Raw genomic sequence first — 17,634 nt, forward strand, 5'->3', positions numbered from 1 at the left:
GTCCCTTTCTGTCTACTCGCTTCGTCCACCGAGATATTTGGCGAGGAACGCTTCCGCGGCGGCGTAGAACTTGAGCCTGTTTTCCGGTCGGGCAAAACCGTGACCTTCGTCCTCAAAAACCATATACTCAACCGGTTTGCCGGAGCTTTCCATCGCGGCGACGATCTGGTCGCTTTCCGCCTGTGGAACGCGCGGGTCGTTCGCTCCCTGCGCAATCAGGAGCGGCTTTACGATGTTCTCGACGTGGAACAGAGGCGAACGCTCTTTGAGCATATCCTCATCCTCCACCGCGCGGCCCACCCGGTCATCGAGCATCTTGCGCATGACTTCCCAATACGGAGGGATGGAGTTCAGGAAAGTGAGCAAATTGCTTGGCCCAACGATGTCCACGCCGCAGCAGAAGACTCTCGGTTGGAATGCCAGCCCGCAGAGGACCGCGTAGCCGCCGTAACTGCCTCCGAAGATCGCCACTCGAGCCGGGTCGGCGATTCCGCGTTCAACGGCCCAGTCAACAGCGTCGATCAGGTCGTCCAGCATCTTGCGGCCCCACTCGCGATCGCCCGCGTGCGTGAACGCTTTGCCGAAGCCCTCTGATGAACGGAAGTTAACCTGTAAGCACGCATAACCGCGGTTCGCGAACCACTGCGCCTCCGGATCGTATCCCCATTGGTCGCGCGCCCACGGTCCGCCGTGGACATTCAGCACCATCGGCAGATTCTTGCCATTGGAGCCAACCGGAAGCGTGAGATATGATGGCAAAGTGAGACCGTCGCGCGAGCGGATGTCCACCGCGCTCATCGGGGCGAGCGTGTAGCGGTCCAATTCCGGCCGTGCGGAGAACAGGAACTCAGCCCGTTTTTCGGTGCGATGATACAAGTAGTATCCCACGCTGCCGATGTCGCGCGTGTATTCCACGATCCATCGCGAGTCGTCATCGGTCCGGCTTCCGATGCCCAGGTCGCCGTCGTTGACCGCTTTGAGCGCTTCGAGGTCGGCGCGCAGGGACTCGTCCAATACCTCCCATTCGGTCCGGTGGCGATCGAACGAAACCGCCTGGAGTTCGCGCGAGACGGGGTGAAACACCACGTCTCCGCAGTCGACATCTTCGCGCCCGGCGAGCACCCGAAGGCTTCCGGAGGCTGCATCCAGCAACGCCACCTGCTTCGCGTTCGCGTCCTTGCTGGTCACGATATACAGTCCGGCGCCATCCTCGGAGAAGCTGAGCGGCCCGGCCTCGTCCTCGGGGCCGACGGTATGGACCGATTTCCACTCGCCATCTTCCGGACCTCGGAGCCGGATGTCCCATCCTCCGTCAGCCGTTTGCGCCGCCACGCATCGCACCTGCAACGATGCGTCCGCGACGAACGCCAGCGCATCACCCGGGTTTTCGAGGGCTACCTGCGACTCTCCGGTCGAGAGCGTGACTTCATACACGTCGTGCAATGCCGGGTCGCGCTGGTTGAGCGCCACCAGGATGCGATCCGGCGTGTTTCGCTCGACCGCTACCAAGTGCGCCTGCACGCCGTCCGCCGGCGTGAGATCGCGTACGGCGCGATCGGTGATGCGGACCGCGTAGACGTGCCAGTTCTCGTCACCATCCCTGTCCTGTACATACAGAACGTGCTCGCGGTCGTACGTCCAAGCATAAGCACGGATGCCGCGCCCAGTGTCGTTTGTCAGTGGCTCCGCATCTCCGCCTTCCGCCGCACGCAGCCAGACGTTCAGCACGCCATCCAGCGGCGCGATATAGGCAAGCCAGCGGCCGTCCGGTGACAAACCGGGCCGGGTGAAGGTGGGATTGCCAAACAGGGTTTCTCTCGGGATCAGTGTTGGGGGCATCCGAGGCCTTTCATTTCCGTGCCGTCAGGCTGACTGGCCGAGCACACAGGCCGCCAGAAAGCATTTGAATACCGTGATGTAGTCATCGTGGGTGAATCGCATGGTCCGCTGGGTGATCCGATCCACACCGGGAATCAGCGCAATGCGATCCATCTGCGAGGATTGGAGGACGCTCATTTCCAGTGTGACAGGGGTCTCAAGGGAGAATGGCTCCATATCGCTTGCACGGATGACCGCGCGCGCGGCCGCGTCGCGAATTCTTTCCCTGGCCACCGTAGGATGGACCGCTGTGGCGCTGAATCGCCCGGTCGGCGTCTTCACTGCGGCGGTCTCGACGTTGCCAAGAAGCTCCTCCGCTTCCCGGGCCAGGACGCTGTCGCCGGTGACCAGCGCTACCGGCACACCGAAATACCCGGCGACCGCAGCATTGATGCCGGTTTCGCCGACGGCCTGGCCGTTGAGCCGCACTCCGCTCACCACGCTGCCCCAGTAAGTGTGGTTCAGAACTCCCGCTTCACCGACCTGGGCATGGTAGCCGGTGAGGAAGACTGCGTCGAACGAGTCGTCGATTCCCTGCATCATGCTCAATGGCTTCCCGCCACCCTGATTGAGCAGGGCCGCCGGGTGCAACCCCATGGGTTCAAGGTTGCGCATGGAATTGTGGCTGTCGCAGACCACGATATCGGTGGCGCCGGCCGCGAGCGCGCCTTCGATGGCGGCGTTCACTTCTCCGAGCATCAGCGCGACGGCATGGTCATAGCTCTTGTCTGACGGATTTGTCTGATCCCAGGCAACGATCCCGGCCGTTCCTTCCAGGTCCGAACTGATGAATACTTTCAACGTCTGCTGCCCTCCCCGGGCATCGAGAACTGAGGCCTGTCAATGAGGCGCGAACCCAGACGCCGGCCTCCGGTCTCACTTCCCATTCCCCCACACGACCACCGTCTGACAGATTGCCGGCGCCGAGGCGGGCCACACGGCCTTCTCACCTGCCTTGTCAACAACCTTAACGTAATACTCGAAATCCTCGGTCGCGGAAGGCAATGCCACGCTGTAAACACCGCGCGCAATATGCCGTACGGGGACCGTGCGGAAACTTCCACGCCCCATCGGCCGCCAGCACAGTGTGAAAGAAGCGGGACTGGCTGCCGACAGAACGGTCGCCTGCAACTTCAGGCGTTCGTGGCGCATCGCGGAAGTCCGGACCACAGGTACGAACACACGCAGCGGGCCGGCGTATCCCTTACCGGGCAATGATTCCGGCGGCAGAGCCTTACCAAGGGCAGCCGCAAGGTCGGCGCCCGTTCGCCCCATGAGGCCCGTGCCTATATGCTGTTCCCAATTCGTGATGGTACCCATTTCGCCCGGGCTGCTCACGAAACGAAGCATCTGCGTATAAACCTCTCGCAGATCCTTGACCATAGCGACACGCGCGGGCAGCGCCCGCTCTACGGCCATCCGCGCCTTGTCCGCACCCGGCACAGCTTTCACCTCGCCCATCGCGCGCTCGAAGGTTCCCCAGTCACACCGTAAGCGCGCCGTGGCGCGAAGATACCGGAACTGCGCCAACCAGTAGCCGTACCGGTCGCGCTCGCCGGCGCCCGTTACGCGGATACCCAGCGCCGCAAATTCATCTACGAAGGCATATTCGGGCGCCGCTTCACTCCAAGCCCGGTTATCCGGACCCAGCCCTCCCGGCCCATCGATCCAACCCACGGGTCTCGGCAGTTTTCCGTCCAGTTTCGCGAACAGCGCAGCGGCCGCTGTCCCGATCTCCGGGCCGAACTCCACCGCCGCCCAATCCCGGTAGAAATCGATTATGGGTCGATCGCGCGGTGCCTCCACGATGTCTGCCTCATAGTCTCTCCATGCCGGCCCGCCGCAGTTGATCTTTCGGCTGAACCCCGGAGTTTCCACGGCGATGCCCGCGATGCAGGGGAATTCGACGCGCTTACCGAATGCGATGTTAAGTTTCCCGTCGTTAACCTTTACTCCTGGATAGGTATAGTCCAGCGCACGGTCTTTGCCGACGCGGGCGAACACGTCAAGGTTCTCGAGAACCGGCCGACCCTGGATGGAGACATCAAAAACCCGCTTGCCTGCCTCACTGTAATACGGCTCGCAAAACTTGAGCGTCACCGTATACGTGCCGTTCGGGATCGCCAGGCGGTACGCGCTCATTTCATACCGAACGTCCCGGTAGACCGGCGCCTCCGTGGTGTCCGCGATGGCTGCGCCGGGGAAACTCGATACCTGCCCCTGCACGGTTTCCACCTGCTTCGGCAGCGCGCGACGCCAGGGACTCTGGTCCCACGCGGCTTTGGCCAACGCGCTGACATTGGGACCAACCACCCGCGTCCGCCAGTGGATGCCCATCAGCCCATTACAGCCGTAATCAAGTGCATCGGCGGCGTCCGCCCGCATTCGGCCTGCCCACAGTTGCGGCGCCGTCAGGCCGGGATCGTCTTCGAGCCAGGGGATGGCCCATTTGCCGTGCTTTCTCACGTCGGCGAAGCCCGGTTCAACCGGCGACATTCCGACGCTGCGGTTGATGGCGCTGAGGCTCCAGTCCCGGGGCAGTTCGCGGTCGAGCAGCGAGCGGTCATTCTGCGGCCCCAGCACCCAACCGCAAGCGGCCATTTTGAACGGCGCCTTCGCAGATCGCGCGGCGGCATCCGCTGCTTTCATATCGTTCAAAGTTGCCGAGACCTGTTCCGGGGACGCGCCGTCCCACGTCCAGCCTTCGGGCGTCCAGAGCCAGTAGAAATCAACCGGGCACGCCCGCATCAGCCGTAGGAATATGCCTTTGTACAACTCACGAACAGCCCCGGCGTCCGCGGGGTCCTTGCCGGCCGCCTTCAGCCTCGCCTTGACTTGTGACGGGACGGTGAGCGGTGTTTCGGTTCCGATGCAGGTCTTCACCCCCAGCGCTTTCGCATCGGTAAACGCCGTTCGCAGCATCGAGGCCGCACGGCTGAAGACTTGAGCCCCCTGTTGTGCCGTCGCGGGGCGAGGTGTGAGCCCCCGCATCACATCGGAGCCGTAGTCGTCGCGGTCATAGAGGAGATCGGCCCCGAAAGAGTAATCGGACGTCTTTTTTGCGGTATATCCCCAAGTCGTGAGCGCGGTGTTGAACCACGCGGCCGGGTAGCCGGCATTGACACGTCCGTTCGCGTCCATATCCGAAACCTGCCCGATCCACGTGGCCGGTTCGGCGATAGGCTCAGGATACGTGTGCAGGCCGATGAAGTTCATGCGCAATTTGGGCAGTTGACCGATGACCGCGCGGCAAGCGTCCTCGCTCCACCAGTCGGGACCTTCGGGAAAATCGTGGAACGGCTGGATACCGCGAAGAGCGAACAGGGGGCGCCCGCGCTCGTTGATGATGGGCAGTCGCGCGGGGATGCGCTTATCCGGAATTACATCGCTATGGAGGTAGAACCGGACCCCCAGCCGCTCGCAGAGGGCGTACGCCCCGTACAGCGTTCCGGGCGAGTCACCGCCCGCCACGGTCACGAGCCTTCTATTTCGCTCCGTTGAGGTCTTGAGGAGATACTGTTGAGGCTTCAGCCCGAGCCGCGAGGGGTTGGGGGCATTTGCCACGGTTACCACGTCGCCGGTCCGCGGCGCAATTTCCACAATCTCCGGCATTTCTCCGGTGCGCAGGTAGAAATAGCGCCTCACTTCCAACGCGCCCAGTCGCTCCATCGGCGAGGCCCCGCGGGGACAGACAACCGCCACGCGCGCGCCGCAGGGTGCCGCCAGGGCAAGGAGCACCGGGATGACAGACCTCACGCGCTTCTTCATCGCCTCTACCTCGACAACAAGCCTGATATACGCTACGCGGGACCGGCGGCGGAAACGGGCACGCCGGTGCGGGGATCGCGCCGCAGCACCTTCTCGTAGACGGCGAGGTTGCCTTCCACCATGGCGTCCACGCTGAAGGATCGCTCCATCAAGATGCGGCCCGCGGCGCCTTTGAGCGCTGCCGCGCTGGGATCGGCGATAACGCTCCGCATGGCGTCGGCCAAAGCGGCGTCATCATCGACAGGAACCAGCCAGCCGTCCTCCGGGGGGCTGACCGCTTCGGGAATGCCGCCCACCGGACACGCGATCACCGGTTTGGCGCACGCGAGCGCCTGAAGGATGGCCACCCCCAGTCCCTCCATCCTCGCGGGGTGCACGAGGCAATCGATCGCCGGAAGCACATCCGGCAGGTCCTCCCGAAAGCCGCACCAGACCAGGTGTCCATCGATGCCCAACTCCGCGGCGCGGTCGCGAAGCCGCTGCTCCGAATCCCCTTTGCCGAATACGGCGACACGGAGCTCTGGCGCTTCGTCCGACAGCCGTTTCACCGCGTTCCACAAGACGTCATGCCCTTTTCGTGGGATCATGTGCGCGACGATGGCGAACAGGGGTGCGTCCGGGGCTACGCCCAGCTCGGAGCGCGCAGCAGCCGCCCGCTCGGCATCAGGGTGGAACTGCTCGATATTCACCGCACTGTGGACGGTGGTCACGTTCTCGGCCGCAACCCCGCCCGCGATGACAACCCGGCGGATCGCCTCCGAAATCGCGATGATGTGGTCGAAGAGGTTTTCGTAGCGCCAGCGCACCAACGGCGCATCCCGAAGCGGATAATCCACCCGGCGGGACAAGACTGTCGGCCTGTGGCAGAGGCGGGCAGCGACCGCTCCCAGCGTATCCGCGCCGCGCCGGCTGTGCAGGTGGACGATATCCGGATCGAATGCCCGGATCGCCTTCGTCGCGCCCCACAAGAGACGCGGATCGACGTCGCTGTCGAAGGCCGTGAATTGAACTTCCAGCCCCGCGTCGGCGGCGCGAAGGCCCAACGCGCTCGATTTCGGGCACACGAGGCAAACGCCGTGCCCGCGCATTTTGAGCCCCTGCATCAGATATAAGACCTGCGCGGGGCCGCCCAGCCAATGCCTGCCGGTTTCGATGTGCAGAATCTTCACGCCGCCGCTACCTCACTCAACAGGTCGCTCGCCGCGGCCAGCACGTCGGCCGGAGTGTTCAGGTCGATGGAACGGTCTTCCCACCAATCCCGCTTCTTGACGATGTTGTCCTGGCGCAGGATGGCGCTCTGCCGCAGCACGCGAACGTGGGGTTCGTCCCGCAGCCGATGCGGGTTTGTAGGCCCGAAGATCGCGACCGTGGGCGTTCCCGTCGCCATACCGAAGTGCATCAGCCCGGTATCAACGCCCACGAGCAGCCTGGACCGGCGAATCACCTCCGCCGCATCCCGGAGCGTGGTCTGGCCTGCGACGATGCGCGGACGGACGCTCCGACATAGCCCCGCGATACCCTCCGCCATTTCGACGTCCGCGGGACCGCCGTGGATCACCGCCTCCAGGCCGAACGAATCCTTCAATAGATCGAGCGTCTCCGCGAACGCCTCATTGGTCCAATGTTTGTAGGGGCGGGTAGTCGCGGGCGTGATTGATACGAAACCGCGGGGTGAGTCGAACCCGGCGAGCAGGGCGTCCGCCCTCGCCCGGTTGCCGTCATCCGGGAAGACTTCCAGGTCAATGGGCGGGTTCTGATGCCCGAGGAAACGCAGGATTCCGGTGTACTGGATGGCGGCGCGGTAGGTCGGTTCCGGTACGGGGAACGCATGCGTCAGCAGCAATCGCCCCCCCTCGCGAGCGTCGTCCTTCCCGACCCGGATAGGCGCCCCGCCCGCCCACATCGCCGCGGCGCTTCGACCAAGCCCCTGGATGTCGAATGCAACGTCGTAGCGGCCGTGGAGGCGCCGGCGGAGGCTCAAGGTGTCTTTCGCGAACGACAGGACGCCCTTCAGGCCTTTGGCGGCCTTACCCTTTGCGCGATTCCAGACGATAACATCCCTCAGATACGGATTGCCTCGGAGTATGTCCGCGCTCAACGGCTCGACAACCCAGTCGATCTGCGCATCCGGATACAGGTCCTTTAGCCCGCGCGCGAACGGCGTCGCCATGATGACGTCGCCGATAGCGCTGAGCTTGACGACGAGAATGCGGTCAAATCTCTTTTGCGTCAGGTCCGTCATTGAACCGGGTCTCCGCAACCGCCCTCAAGCTCTTCGGGTGGGCGTGTCTTCCAACGATTGTGCAGCCAGAGCCATTGCTCCGGGTGTTCTTTCACGGCGGTTTCAACTGCCTTGTTTATCTGAACGGTCAGTGCCTTGACATCCGCCTGTAGATCGTCGGAGACGACGTACTCGATGGGAGGGAAAATCTTCACGATGTGGCTGCCGTCCGGCTCACGGTGGATGAACGCCGGGAGCACGGTGGCGCCGGTCCGTATCGCCATATACGCGGGGCCACTCGCGGTGGCGGCAAGGCGCCCGAAGAACGGTACGAAGATGCCTTGGGTGTCGTTCTGGTCCGGCAGGACTCCCAGCACTTCGTTCCGCCGGAGCACCCCGATGCTTTGCCGCGCGGCGTTGCGCCTGGAAAACACGCGGTAACCCATCCGCTCACGGATGCCGTTGATGAAATCGTTCGTGGGCGCGTCGTCCGCATCGCGCGCGATGACACTGAGGGGATATCCCTTCCGGACGAACGTCGCGCCGAACAATTCGAAATTCCCGTAATGCGCCGTTATCGCCAGGATGCCGTGGCCGCGGGAGAGAGCTTCCCGCGCATACTCCTCGCCCTCTACACTTACCAGCGTGTCCAGACGCCTGAGATCCGTTCCGCTGAACCGCAGGAATTCGATGAGGTTCATTCCGAGATGACGGAACATGTCCAGCGCCGTCTGCTCGATACGCGCATGGTCCCACTCATTGCCGTATACCTGCCTCAGGTTGTTCACTGCCACGAGGCGGTACCTCCGCGAGGATCGATACCACAGCGCCCCAAGCCCGGCGCCCACGCGCAGCGCCGTCTTCTCGGGAAGAGCCAGAGCGAGCCGCGAAACACCCATCAAGGCGGTACGGCCCAGCCACAACTCGGCCCCCTTCCGGCTCAATCCCTTCTTGTGTATTGAAGAATCCATGTATCAAACGATTCAGAGTCATCCACGGCCAGGGTGACGCCAAGTACGCGCCAGGATTCGGCGCTCGCCAGTCCTTCCAGTTTCACGGCGTCCTTCGCCGTCGTCACAATACGGAGGCCGCTTTCGCGAGCCCTTTCCTCGACTTCCGCCACCTCGGCCTGTGTGTAGCGATGATGGTCGGCGAAACGGCACGGCGTTACGGCCGCCCCCAGCATCGTCAGCGTCGCTTCGAACGACGCCGGATCGCCGAGCGATGACACTGCCAGAACCGCGGCGCCCTTCAGAGCGTCCGCGGGCGCCGGGTTTCCGCCTTCAAGGTCCGTCAAGCCGCAGGGAGCGTGGCGCGCGGTCCAGACCGGCGCGCCCATCGCTCCCACTTCGGCCTTCAGCGCGTTCAGCCTTTGAGGCGTCACCAGATCCGAATGCGTGATCAGGATCGCATCGGCTCGGCGCAATTGGCGCTTCGGTTCACGAAGCAGGCCCCGCGGCAGCACATACCCGTAGCCCCAAGGTTCCACGGCGTCGACGAGCACCAGGTCCACGTCGCGGTGAAGCCGCCAGTACTGGAATGCATCGTCACACAACAACACATCGGGCGCGAAACGCCGTTCCGCCTCTGCGCCCGACAGCACGCGCCGCCGCCCTATCAGAACCGGTGTTCCAGGCAGCGCCCGGGCCAGAAGCACCGCTTCGTCGCCGGCGGCCGCCGCGGTCATGCGGACGCACTCGCCATCCGAAACCACATTTACGGCGTCCTTATCACCGGCCCGATATCCGTAACTCAACACGGCCGCGCGCGTCCCGTTGCGGGCCAGCAGGCTTCCCAGGTACTGAATCGTCGTCGTTTTGCCGGTGCCGCCGACAGTAACATTGCCGACACTGAGTACTACCGCCCGCAGGCGCACCTTCCTCAGCATTCCGGCACGGTACATCAGCCAGTATAGAGTGATGACCGCCGTGTAGACGCCTGAGACCAGCCACAACACGAATCGCGCGGCGGAGGCCCCTGCCCCCTGCTCCTCGTCGCGCATAATGGCCAGCACGCGGTCGGTACGGTTGCTCACGGAAGCAGCCCCGCCATAACCCGGGCGTACCGGTCGGACGCCCCTTTGTTCCGCTTCACCTCCGAGCGACCTGCCTCGCCCATCGCCCGGCGCCATTCCTCCGAGGTGAGGATACGCAGCCACGCGTCGGCCAGACCTTCCGCGTCCGTGACAACTTGCGCGGCCGCCGAATTGTCGGCCTGTCCCGCCACGTCACGGAAATTCTGCATATTGGGTCCGTGGATCGCCGGAACTCCATGCGCCATCGGCTGAATCAGATTCTGCCCTCCCCGGTTTGCGCCCAGGCTCCGTCCGACAAATGCCGCCTCGGCGAGTCCATAAAGGGTGGCAAGCTCACCATACGTATCGACGATGACCACGTCCACATCGGCGGCCGGCCCGTTGCTTCGCAGCCCGGCTGAGAAGCCGGCAGAAGCCGCCAGCGCGAGGATGGCGGCGGCGCGTTCAATGTGCCTTGGCGCGATCAGCAGGCGGAGATTCGGCGTCACACTGCGGCACACCCTGAACGCTTGCAGGACGGCTTCATCCTCGCCCGGAAACGTACTCCCTGCGATGAGCAGCCTTGCGTCGCCCAGACCTAGTTTGTCCCGCCATTCTCGTTTGGCCGCCTCGTTGAGGCTCGGTACCGATTCGTCGAATTTCGAGATGCCCATCACGTGAACCCGGTCCGCCGGCGCGCCCAGTTCCCGGATACGCTCCGCATCGCCCTCCGTCTGCATCCCCATCATGGTGAGGTGATTCAGCATCCAGCGGTAGAGCGGCCTGAATCTCTGCGCCGAGCGGAACGTGCGGTCCGAAATCCGGCCGTTCAGCAACACCACCGGGCCAACGATCGACGCAGCGTGGATGAAATTCGGCCACAATTCGGTCTCTAGCAGCGCAACCACGGTCGCCCCCACGGCATTCACGCTGCGCGCCACAGGCCCAGGCATATCCAAAGGGAAATAGCGAGCCTGCTCCGCCCAGTCGAAGGCCCGCCGCGCTACTTCCTGTCCGGTGGGTGTGATCGTGGAAACTACGACCTTCGCATCGGGGCGGATCGCGTGAAACCGCCGGGCAATCGGCTGCAATGCGACCATCTCACCCACGGAAGCCCCGTGCATCCACACCCGCCGATTGGACGGCGGCAGCGCCGGCCCAAGCCCCAGCCGTTCCTTCCGGCCGGCACGGCTGTTACCGCGCGTTAACCTCCACGCGGCGTACGGTCCCCATACAGGCACAAGAGCCCCGAGCGCGGCGTTATACGCGATCCACGGCCACATTCCCGAACGCGGATCATTCTCATCCCGGGCTGTCCGGCCCTGCCGGCGGTCACCGCCTGCGCTCACGATTTCACCCCAATGATGACGTCCGCGCGGCGCTGGAGGCCGTTAATGGTCTCGCCCAGTTCGCGGGACAGCCTGGCCAGGGTTTCGTCATCCGCGTCCGAGGGCACAACGACGGGCTCGCCATATACGATCGCGGCTCTGGCGAACAGCTTGGGGAACTGGAAGGAATCCCAGCTTTTCATCGTCCAGGCGGGCGTGGCGCTTACCCCGGCGGGTATGATCGGACAGCCGGCTTTCCTGGCGAAGTAGAACGTGCCGGGTTGAACCACGCCCGATGGCCCTCTGGGCCCATCCGGGGCAAGGGCGAGCGTGGCGCCCTCTCGGAGTTTGCGCACACAGGCGAGAGCGGCTTTGGCGGCGTCGCGCCCGGTGGAACCGCGGGTTGCGTCCCAGCCGAATTTCCGGTAGAGCCGGTACTGGATCTCGCCGTCGCGCGACGGCGAGATGATCGTGAACAATCCTCGATTGCGATAGTGGACCAGCGCAACCAGCGTCCGCCCGTGCCACGTCACCAATACCTGGCCCGAACCGCTGGCGAGTCGGTCTTCCATCACGTGTGCGTTTTCGACTGTGACGCGCATGGTACGGCCAATCGCGCCCACTACCAGGATGGCGGTGTTCGCGAAAGCGTTGATCTCCCATTTGCCGGGCAGCCGTAATCGCATAATTGGAATCGGGGGCTAAGGGTCGAGGGATGAGGATGGAATCTCCACACCTTGCCGGCGTCCTCGCACCCGGTCGCCCCTCAGGCCTCGGGCCTCTCCCTGAACTGCATTTCGTACAGTTTGGCATATACGCCGCCGCGCGCGAGCAGCGAATCGTGGGATCCCTCTTCCACGATCTCGCCCGCCCGAAGCACGATGATGCGGTCCGCGTTTCGAATCGTTGACAGGCGGTGCGCGATGACCAGTGTCGTCCGCCCCTGCATCAGCCGGTTGAGCGCGTCCTGCACGAGGCTTTCGCTCTCGGTGTCGAGCGCCGAAGTCGCTTCGTCCAGGATGAGTATTCTGGGGTCTTTCAATAGTGCCCTGGCGATTGCCACGCGCTGCTTCTGCCCCCCGGACAATTTCGCGCCCCGCTCTCCTACCAATGTCTCGTATCCATCAGGCAGCGCCTGAACAAACATATCGGCGTGGGCCGCGACGGCCGCGGCGCGCATCTCGGTCTCCGACGCCCCCGGCCTTCCATACAGGATGTTATCGCGGATGGTCCCGGAGAACAGGAGCGTGTCCTGAGGCACCATCGCCACCTGGAGTCGGAGCGAATGGATCGTGTATTCCCGCACATCGCGGCCATCTACGTACACCGAACCGGCGGTCACGTCGTAAAACCGGGGCACCAGGTTCACGATGGTGGACTTTCCGGAACCTGATTCCCCTACCAGGGCAACGACGTCGCCCCGCGCGGCGCGGAACGAAACATGATGCAGCACCTCCGGCCCGTCTCCGTAGGCGAACGATACGTCGCGAAACTCGACGTCGCCTTCTGCCCGCTCCAGCGTTACCGCATCCGGTTTCTCCACGAGATCGGATTTCGTATCCAACAGCGCGAAAACCCGTTCCGCGGAGGCGGTGAGCCGGCGCAGCGTGAGCTGTATATTACCGAGGCTCTTGGCGTTCTGCCCGAGCATGTTCAGCGCCAGGAGGAAGGCCGCGAGGCCGCCCGTCGTCAGTTCCTCACGCTTCACCATTCCGACGCTCAGAACCAGCACCGCGACGAATCCGCCTGTCGCAATGAGCTCTATGCACGGCCCGAGGATGGCGCGCACGCGAACCGCTCGCATGGATGATCGAAATGCGTCCTGGCTGCGTTCGGTGAAACGCCTGGTCTCCGTTTCCTCGGCGGTGAACGACTTGATCACCCTCACGCCGGCAAACGTTTCCTGCAGGATGTCCGATATCTCGAGCGCCCGTTGCTGCATCTGCCACGAAGCCGTTCTCATGCGCTTTGCGGCGAACTGGATCACCAGCAGCATCAGCGGCACCACCAGAATGACGGCCAACGTGAGTCGCAGGCTCAGGTGGACCATGTAACTGACGGTGCCGATCACCATGATCGGCGCGGTGATTGAGTCTATGGCGCCGCTTTGGAATGTCTCTGTCATCACGGGCACGTCGGAGGTGATGCTGCTCATCAACTGCCCGGTACGCCGGTCTTCAAAGAACTTAAGCGGGAGGCTCTGAACGTGGGCGTACACGGCTGTACGGATGTCCCGCGTCATCTTCTGCATCGCGTCGCTCACGAAAAACGACTGCCCGAAGCTCATGACCGCGCGGGCGCTGAACGCAGCCACAATGAGCACGCCCAACTGACTGAGCGTGAGTTTGGAATGGCCTCCGATGGTGTCGGCGACCCCTTTCAGCAGCGCGAGGGTAACCAGGTTCAGGAGCGACACGACCCCCGTGAAAGCCAACCCGGCGAAAAGCGGTGCGCGGTGCGGATGCAGGAAGGCCCACAGCCTTCCTATAACCGGGCTGATCAGCGGACGACGTGTTGCAGGACTAGAAGCCATTTGATGAAAAACGCCGCCGTGAAGAGAGCCACACCGATGATCGACTGATACTCGCGGTTATACCATACCCGCTCCCATGAGAACGGCTGCCCATCCCACTGGTAAGGCGATAGGCGGGGCAGCAGGCGCGGAACTGCCTGGCAATACGTCAGATACGCGTCACCGAGAACGCCCCGAAGGTGCTCCTCTTCGTTCACGATGGTGCCCCAGTAGAAGAACCAGTACATCACCACCGAGACCGGCACAGACCACCAGAGGCCGCTCATGACGCAGTAGGCCGCGCCGATGAAGAGGCTGCCCAGGTACAGAGGGTTTCGTACATGCGCGAACGGCCCCTTGCACGCCAGTTCGGCGTTCTTGCTGATGCATCCCGCAGCCCAGACGCGGATCAACTCGCCGATCACCACCAGCGCAACGCCCGTTGCCAGCAGTGTGGCCGTGGGCCGTGCGAAGATCACGAAGACCAGCGGTACCAGAAGCGAGAACATCGTCCGCTTGCGCACCACCCAACGTTTTAACGGCACATCGCTCAAATCAATCTCGTTTCATTCTCAGTGCGCGCTTAGAGCAGCGCGGCGATTCGCGTGGCGGCGGTGCGAAGGGCGCCCGCCGGGCGCAACGCGTTCCGAACCTCCGCCAGTGCTCGCTCCGTCTCGGCATAGGCAGCGGGATCATCCGCCAGGCTCTTAAGCGCGGCGAAGACATTGTCCGTTGTGGCATCGGTGTCCACAAACTCGCGAACCACCTCGCGCTCCGCGATGATGTTCGGCATAGCCACGTACCTGGCCCGGATGCTCCGCTTTCGGAGCTGCCACTCCACGTGCATCAGCCACGGACCGCGATTCACCACCACCATCGGCTTGCCTGCGACTGCGGCTTCAAGCGTGGCCGTGCCGGCGCAGACAACCGCCATATCCGAGGCGTGGAGCGGATCGGCCGTGCCTCCGGGAACAATCGTCATCTTCGAATCGAGGCCCTCCGGCAAGCAGGCAGCAAATTCGTCTTCGCGAAATGACAGCGCCCGCACCATCACAAATCGATCTTCCGGGCAGGGCCACGCCGCGATGATCTCCGCCATCAGGGGCGCCAGCGACCCGACCTCCTGCCGCCTGCTGCCGGGTAGAAGGGCGATGAGACGTCCGTTGCGGGGCCGCAGCCTTTCCTTCAACGCCGGGAGGTTTTCCGTCGGCGCCGCCAGATCCAGAACCGGGTGCCCAATGTGCTCGGCGTTCGCGCCAACGCTCTGTAGATTGCGTGCATTCCACTCAAACGGGCAGAAGAAGAAGTCCGCGGATGCAGCCAGTCGCCGAAGCCGATCCTCGCGTGTCTGTTTCCTCCACGAGCCCGGGGGCATCAGATACACGGTCCTGATGCCGGCTTCAACAGCCCATCGGCCCAGGCGGACGTTGAACGCGCCGAAATCCACCAGAACAAGCAGGTCGGGACGCGCTGCCAGGAGGTGACGTTTCAAGCGCTTCAACAGCAGCAGGAGGCTTCCGGCGATCGGGACGGACTGCATGATGCCCATGGCCGCCCATTGCCGGCTGTTGGCCCACAGAGAGACCTCCGCGGCCTGCATACGCGCCGCGCCGACACCGGAAATCACCACGTCCGGCTTCAGTCGCCGAAGCTCCGACGCGAGTCCGGCGCCAACCGCATCGCCGGAGGCCTCGCCTGTCACGATGAATACGTCCGCCATCAGCGGCCTGCCCGTCTACTCACCGGTTTTGGGTCGATTGGGGTCGAGTTGGCGTCCGCCAAAGCCCAGCCGAACGTTGTGGAGGAACTCGAGCAGATAATCCCGTTCTGCGCTCGGTTCCACGTCTCCCTCGATCGCTTCGATGGCCTGGCTGAGGTTCATATCGCTGCGATAGATGTATTTGTACGCTTGTTTGAGTCCGCTTCGGGTCGCTGTGGGCACGCCGGCGCGGCGAAGGCCGAGAACGTTGAGTCCGTAAACGCGGGTTGGCCGGCCGTCCGCCATCATGAACGGAGGGACGTCCTGAACAACCTTGCTGAATCCGCCAACCATCGCCAGTTTGCCGAAGCGGACGAACTGGTGAATGCCGACCATGCCGCCGAACACCACGCGGTCTTCAACCACTGCGTGGCCGCTGATGCCGACCATGTTGGCCATCGTGATGTTATCGCCCAGCAGGCAGTTGTGACCGATGTGGCAGTACGCCATGATCATGTTGCTGTCGCCGATCTGGGTCGCCCGGTCTTCTCCGCTTGCGCGGTGGATCGTCACGAACTCGCGGATCTTGTTGTTGTCCCCAATCTTCAGGAACGACCGCTCTCCGTGAAATTTGAAATCCTGCGGTTCGCCGCCCAGAACGCTTCCGCTCTCGATGCGGCAGTTCGCGCCAATCTCCGTGTAACGTTTGATCGTCACGTGCGGGCCGATGATGGTGCCGGCGCCGATCTTTACGTCCGATTCCAAAATCACGCCCGGACCGATTTCAACGTCCGGGGCCAACTCCGCGCCTGCGTCTATCACCGCGCTTGGGTGAATCATCCCTATGCCTCCGTGTCAACTGAGATTGCGGCTTCGGAGGATGCCCCATCGCTATCAGCGATCAGGGCGAACATCAACTCCGCCTCGGCCACCACTTGACCATCCACGCTTGCCTGTGCGGACACTATTCCAAAATGTCCGCGTGTCCGTTTCAACTCCGTTCGCAGCTCTACGGTATCGCCCGGTACCACCTGTTGGCGGAAGCGGGCTTTGTCGATTCCCGTGAAATAACCGGTGGAGCCGCGGTGTTCCGGCATCGTCAACATCATCACACTGCCGACCTGCGCCAGCGCTTCCAATATCAGCACGCCCGGCATAACCGAACGGTGCGGCCAGTGCCCCTGAAAGAACGGTTCGTTTGCGGTTACGTTCTTCCGCCCTATGGCAAGGCGCCCGGGCTCCAACTCCAGGACCCGGTCCACCAGCAGGAACGGATACCTGTGGGGCAGGATCTTTCGAATCTCTTCAATGTCAAGTGACAAAATGCTGTGTCTCCCTCCTCGATCGTTCGACTGACCGTCAAGCCAGCGTTCCTTGCGCCGCCAGCAGTCGCGCAAACTCAATATTCAACCGGTGGCTCGGGCGTATTGCCCACACGTGGACCAGGGGGCGCGCCCCCAGCAACGCCAGGTCGCCGATAACGTCCAGAGCCTTATGGCGAACCGGTTCATCGGGGAACCGTAAAGGGCTGGAAGTGTGCTGCTTCAGGAAGACAACGGCGTTGTCCACGCTGCCACCTCGCGCAAGCCCGTTCCGCGCCAGTTCGCTCAGTTCCTCTTCAAACCCGAACGTGCGGGCCGGTGCGATCTCACGCTCGAAAGTGCCCGGGTCAACGATAATGTCCGCAACCTGGCGTCCCACCATCGGGTGTGTGTACTCGATCGCGGTCGTCACCCGAAATCTCTCGCTGGGCACAGCGAGAAGGCTTGACAGTCCGTCCTCGAGCCAGACCGGTTCGTTGAGACGGAGTACGCGGCGCTGCCCCGGCAGTTCCCGCAGCCCCGCCCCTTGCAGCAGGCGAACGAAGCAGGCCGCGCTCCCATCCAGAATCGGCACCTCCGGCCCATCCAGGTGAAGGTCCGCGCCACAAACGTTCATCGCGCTAAGGGCGGCCAACAGGTGTTCTACGGTGGAAACGCCGGTTTCTGCGGACCCAAGGGTGGTGCAACGCTGGGTACGGGAAACGGCATCCAGATGAGCGGGGATACGCTCCCCGTCACGGACAAATGCGATTCGACCTCGCTCGGAAGGAGAAATCGTGAGGCGGCTGGGCTGGCCCGTGTGGAGTCCGACTCCCTCCAGTGAAACGTGCGAAGCCACCGTAAACTGTGGACGCGATAACATCGTTAGGATTATAGCACGGGAGCGGGCCTT

15 protein-coding genes are annotated in these 17,634 nt (G+C 63.4%); all 15 read right to left on the minus strand.

The window, feature by feature from the left end:
* Positions 1 to 12: 12 nt before the first annotated feature.
* The 15 genes from VGM51_16065 to lpxC all read right to left on the minus strand — a co-directional run bounded on the left by VGM51_16065 (position 13) and on the right by lpxC (position 17,604).
* Positions 13 to 1,839, minus strand: a complete 1,827-nt coding sequence (locus VGM51_16065; GenBank protein HEY3414554.1) for a S9 family peptidase — start codon at positions 1,837 to 1,839, stop codon at positions 13 to 15.
* A 24-nt stretch (positions 1,840 to 1,863) separates the two neighbouring features.
* Positions 1,864 to 2,679: a M55 family metallopeptidase gene (locus VGM51_16070; GenBank protein HEY3414555.1), complete on the minus strand. Its 816-nt coding sequence runs from the start codon at positions 2,677 to 2,679 to the stop codon at positions 1,864 to 1,866.
* A 75-nt stretch (positions 2,680 to 2,754) separates the two neighbouring features.
* Positions 2,755 to 5,646 carry a malectin domain-containing carbohydrate-binding protein gene (locus VGM51_16075; protein HEY3414556.1) on the minus strand — a complete coding sequence of 964 codons (2,892 nt, stop codon included), beginning with the start codon at positions 5,644 to 5,646 and terminating at the stop codon, positions 2,755 to 2,757.
* A 32-nt stretch (positions 5,647 to 5,678) separates the two neighbouring features.
* The gene (locus tag VGM51_16080) at positions 5,679 to 6,815 is read right to left on the minus strand and encodes a glycosyltransferase family 4 protein (protein HEY3414557.1); all 1,137 of its coding nucleotides are present in this window, start codon (positions 6,813 to 6,815) and stop codon (positions 5,679 to 5,681) included.
* Positions 6,812 to 7,888: a glycosyltransferase family 9 protein gene (locus tag VGM51_16085; GenBank protein HEY3414558.1), complete on the minus strand. Its 1,077-nt coding sequence runs from the start codon at positions 7,886 to 7,888 to the stop codon at positions 6,812 to 6,814. Before VGM51_16085 ends, VGM51_16080 begins: the two co-directional genes overlap by 4 nt.
* Positions 7,885 to 8,838, minus strand: coding sequence for a lysophospholipid acyltransferase family protein (locus VGM51_16090; GenBank protein HEY3414559.1), 954 nt, complete (start codon positions 8,836 to 8,838; stop codon positions 7,885 to 7,887). Before VGM51_16090 ends, VGM51_16085 begins: the two co-directional genes overlap by 4 nt.
* On the minus strand, positions 8,808 to 9,902 hold the full coding sequence (lpxK, locus tag VGM51_16095; protein HEY3414560.1) for a tetraacyldisaccharide 4'-kinase: 1,095 nt from the start codon (positions 9,900 to 9,902) through the stop codon (positions 8,808 to 8,810). The genes VGM51_16090 and lpxK overlap by 31 nt, the downstream gene beginning before the upstream one ends.
* Complete coding sequence (locus tag VGM51_16100; GenBank protein ID HEY3414561.1) at positions 9,899 to 11,164, minus strand: 3-deoxy-D-manno-octulosonic acid transferase; 1,266 nt, start codon at positions 11,162 to 11,164, stop codon at positions 9,899 to 9,901. The genes lpxK and VGM51_16100 overlap by 4 nt, the downstream gene beginning before the upstream one ends.
* Positions 11,165 to 11,226: 62 nt before the next feature.
* The gene (locus VGM51_16105) at positions 11,227 to 11,895 is read right to left on the minus strand and encodes a lysophospholipid acyltransferase family protein (GenBank protein ID HEY3414562.1); all 669 of its coding nucleotides are present in this window, start codon (positions 11,893 to 11,895) and stop codon (positions 11,227 to 11,229) included.
* Positions 11,896 to 11,975: 80 nt separating this feature from the next.
* The gene (locus tag VGM51_16110) at positions 11,976 to 13,742 is read right to left on the minus strand and encodes an ABC transporter ATP-binding protein (GenBank protein HEY3414563.1); all 1,767 of its coding nucleotides are present in this window, start codon (positions 13,740 to 13,742) and stop codon (positions 11,976 to 11,978) included.
* Positions 13,709 to 14,266, minus strand: coding sequence for an isoprenylcysteine carboxylmethyltransferase family protein (locus VGM51_16115; protein ID HEY3414564.1), 558 nt, complete (start codon positions 14,264 to 14,266; stop codon positions 13,709 to 13,711). Before VGM51_16115 ends, VGM51_16110 begins: the two co-directional genes overlap by 34 nt.
* Before the next feature lie 38 nt (positions 14,267 to 14,304).
* The gene (locus VGM51_16120; GenBank protein ID HEY3414565.1) at positions 14,305 to 15,441 is read right to left on the minus strand and encodes a hypothetical protein; all 1,137 of its coding nucleotides are present in this window, start codon (positions 15,439 to 15,441) and stop codon (positions 14,305 to 14,307) included.
* A gap of 15 nt (positions 15,442 to 15,456) precedes the next feature.
* On the minus strand, positions 15,457 to 16,260 hold the full coding sequence (lpxA, locus tag VGM51_16125; GenBank protein ID HEY3414566.1) for an acyl-ACP--UDP-N-acetylglucosamine O-acyltransferase: 804 nt from the start codon (positions 16,258 to 16,260) through the stop codon (positions 15,457 to 15,459).
* A 2-nt stretch (positions 16,261 to 16,262) separates the two neighbouring features.
* Complete coding sequence (gene fabZ, locus VGM51_16130; protein HEY3414567.1) at positions 16,263 to 16,742, minus strand: 3-hydroxyacyl-ACP dehydratase FabZ; 480 nt, start codon at positions 16,740 to 16,742, stop codon at positions 16,263 to 16,265.
* 37 nt (positions 16,743 to 16,779) lie between these two features.
* Positions 16,780 to 17,604 carry a UDP-3-O-acyl-N-acetylglucosamine deacetylase gene (gene lpxC, locus VGM51_16135; GenBank protein ID HEY3414568.1) on the minus strand — a complete coding sequence of 275 codons (825 nt, stop codon included), beginning with the start codon at positions 17,602 to 17,604 and terminating at the stop codon, positions 16,780 to 16,782.
* Positions 17,605 to 17,634 lie beyond the last annotated feature (30 nt).

The sequence above is a fragment of the Armatimonadota bacterium genome, from assembly GCA_036504095.1.
Taxonomy (GTDB): Bacteria; Armatimonadota; DTGP01; order JAKQQT01; family JAKQQT01; genus DASXUL01.

What these genes read in the sequence shown, in the direction of transcription:
- VGM51_16065 (HEY3414554.1), bottom strand. Translation starts at nt 1,839, where the DNA reads ATGCCCCCAACACTGATCCCGAGAGAAACCCTGTTTGGCAATCCCACC.
- VGM51_16075 (HEY3414556.1), bottom strand. Translation starts at nt 5,646, where the DNA reads ATGAAGAAGCGCGTGAGGTCTGTCATCCCGGTGCTCCTTGCCCTGGCG.
- VGM51_16085 (HEY3414558.1), bottom strand. Translation starts at nt 7,888, where the DNA reads ATGACGGACCTGACGCAAAAGAGATTTGACCGCATTCTCGTCGTCAAG.
- VGM51_16090 (HEY3414559.1), bottom strand. Translation starts at nt 8,838, where the DNA reads ATGGATTCTTCAATACACAAGAAGGGATTGAGCCGGAAGGGGGCCGAG.
- VGM51_16100 (HEY3414561.1), bottom strand. Translation starts at nt 11,164, where the DNA reads ATGTGGCCGTGGATCGCGTATAACGCCGCGCTCGGGGCTCTTGTGCCT.
- VGM51_16105 (HEY3414562.1), bottom strand. Translation starts at nt 11,895, where the DNA reads ATGCGATTACGGCTGCCCGGCAAATGGGAGATCAACGCTTTCGCGAAC.
- VGM51_16110 (HEY3414563.1), bottom strand. Translation starts at nt 13,742, where the DNA reads ATGGCTTCTAGTCCTGCAACACGTCGTCCGCTGATCAGCCCGGTTATA.
- VGM51_16120 (HEY3414565.1), bottom strand. Translation starts at nt 15,441, where the DNA reads ATGGCGGACGTATTCATCGTGACAGGCGAGGCCTCCGGCGATGCGGTT.
- lpxA (HEY3414566.1), bottom strand. Translation starts at nt 16,260, where the DNA reads ATGATTCACCCAAGCGCGGTGATAGACGCAGGCGCGGAGTTGGCCCCG.
- lpxC (HEY3414568.1), bottom strand. Translation starts at nt 17,604, where the DNA reads ATGTTATCGCGTCCACAGTTTACGGTGGCTTCGCACGTTTCACTGGAG.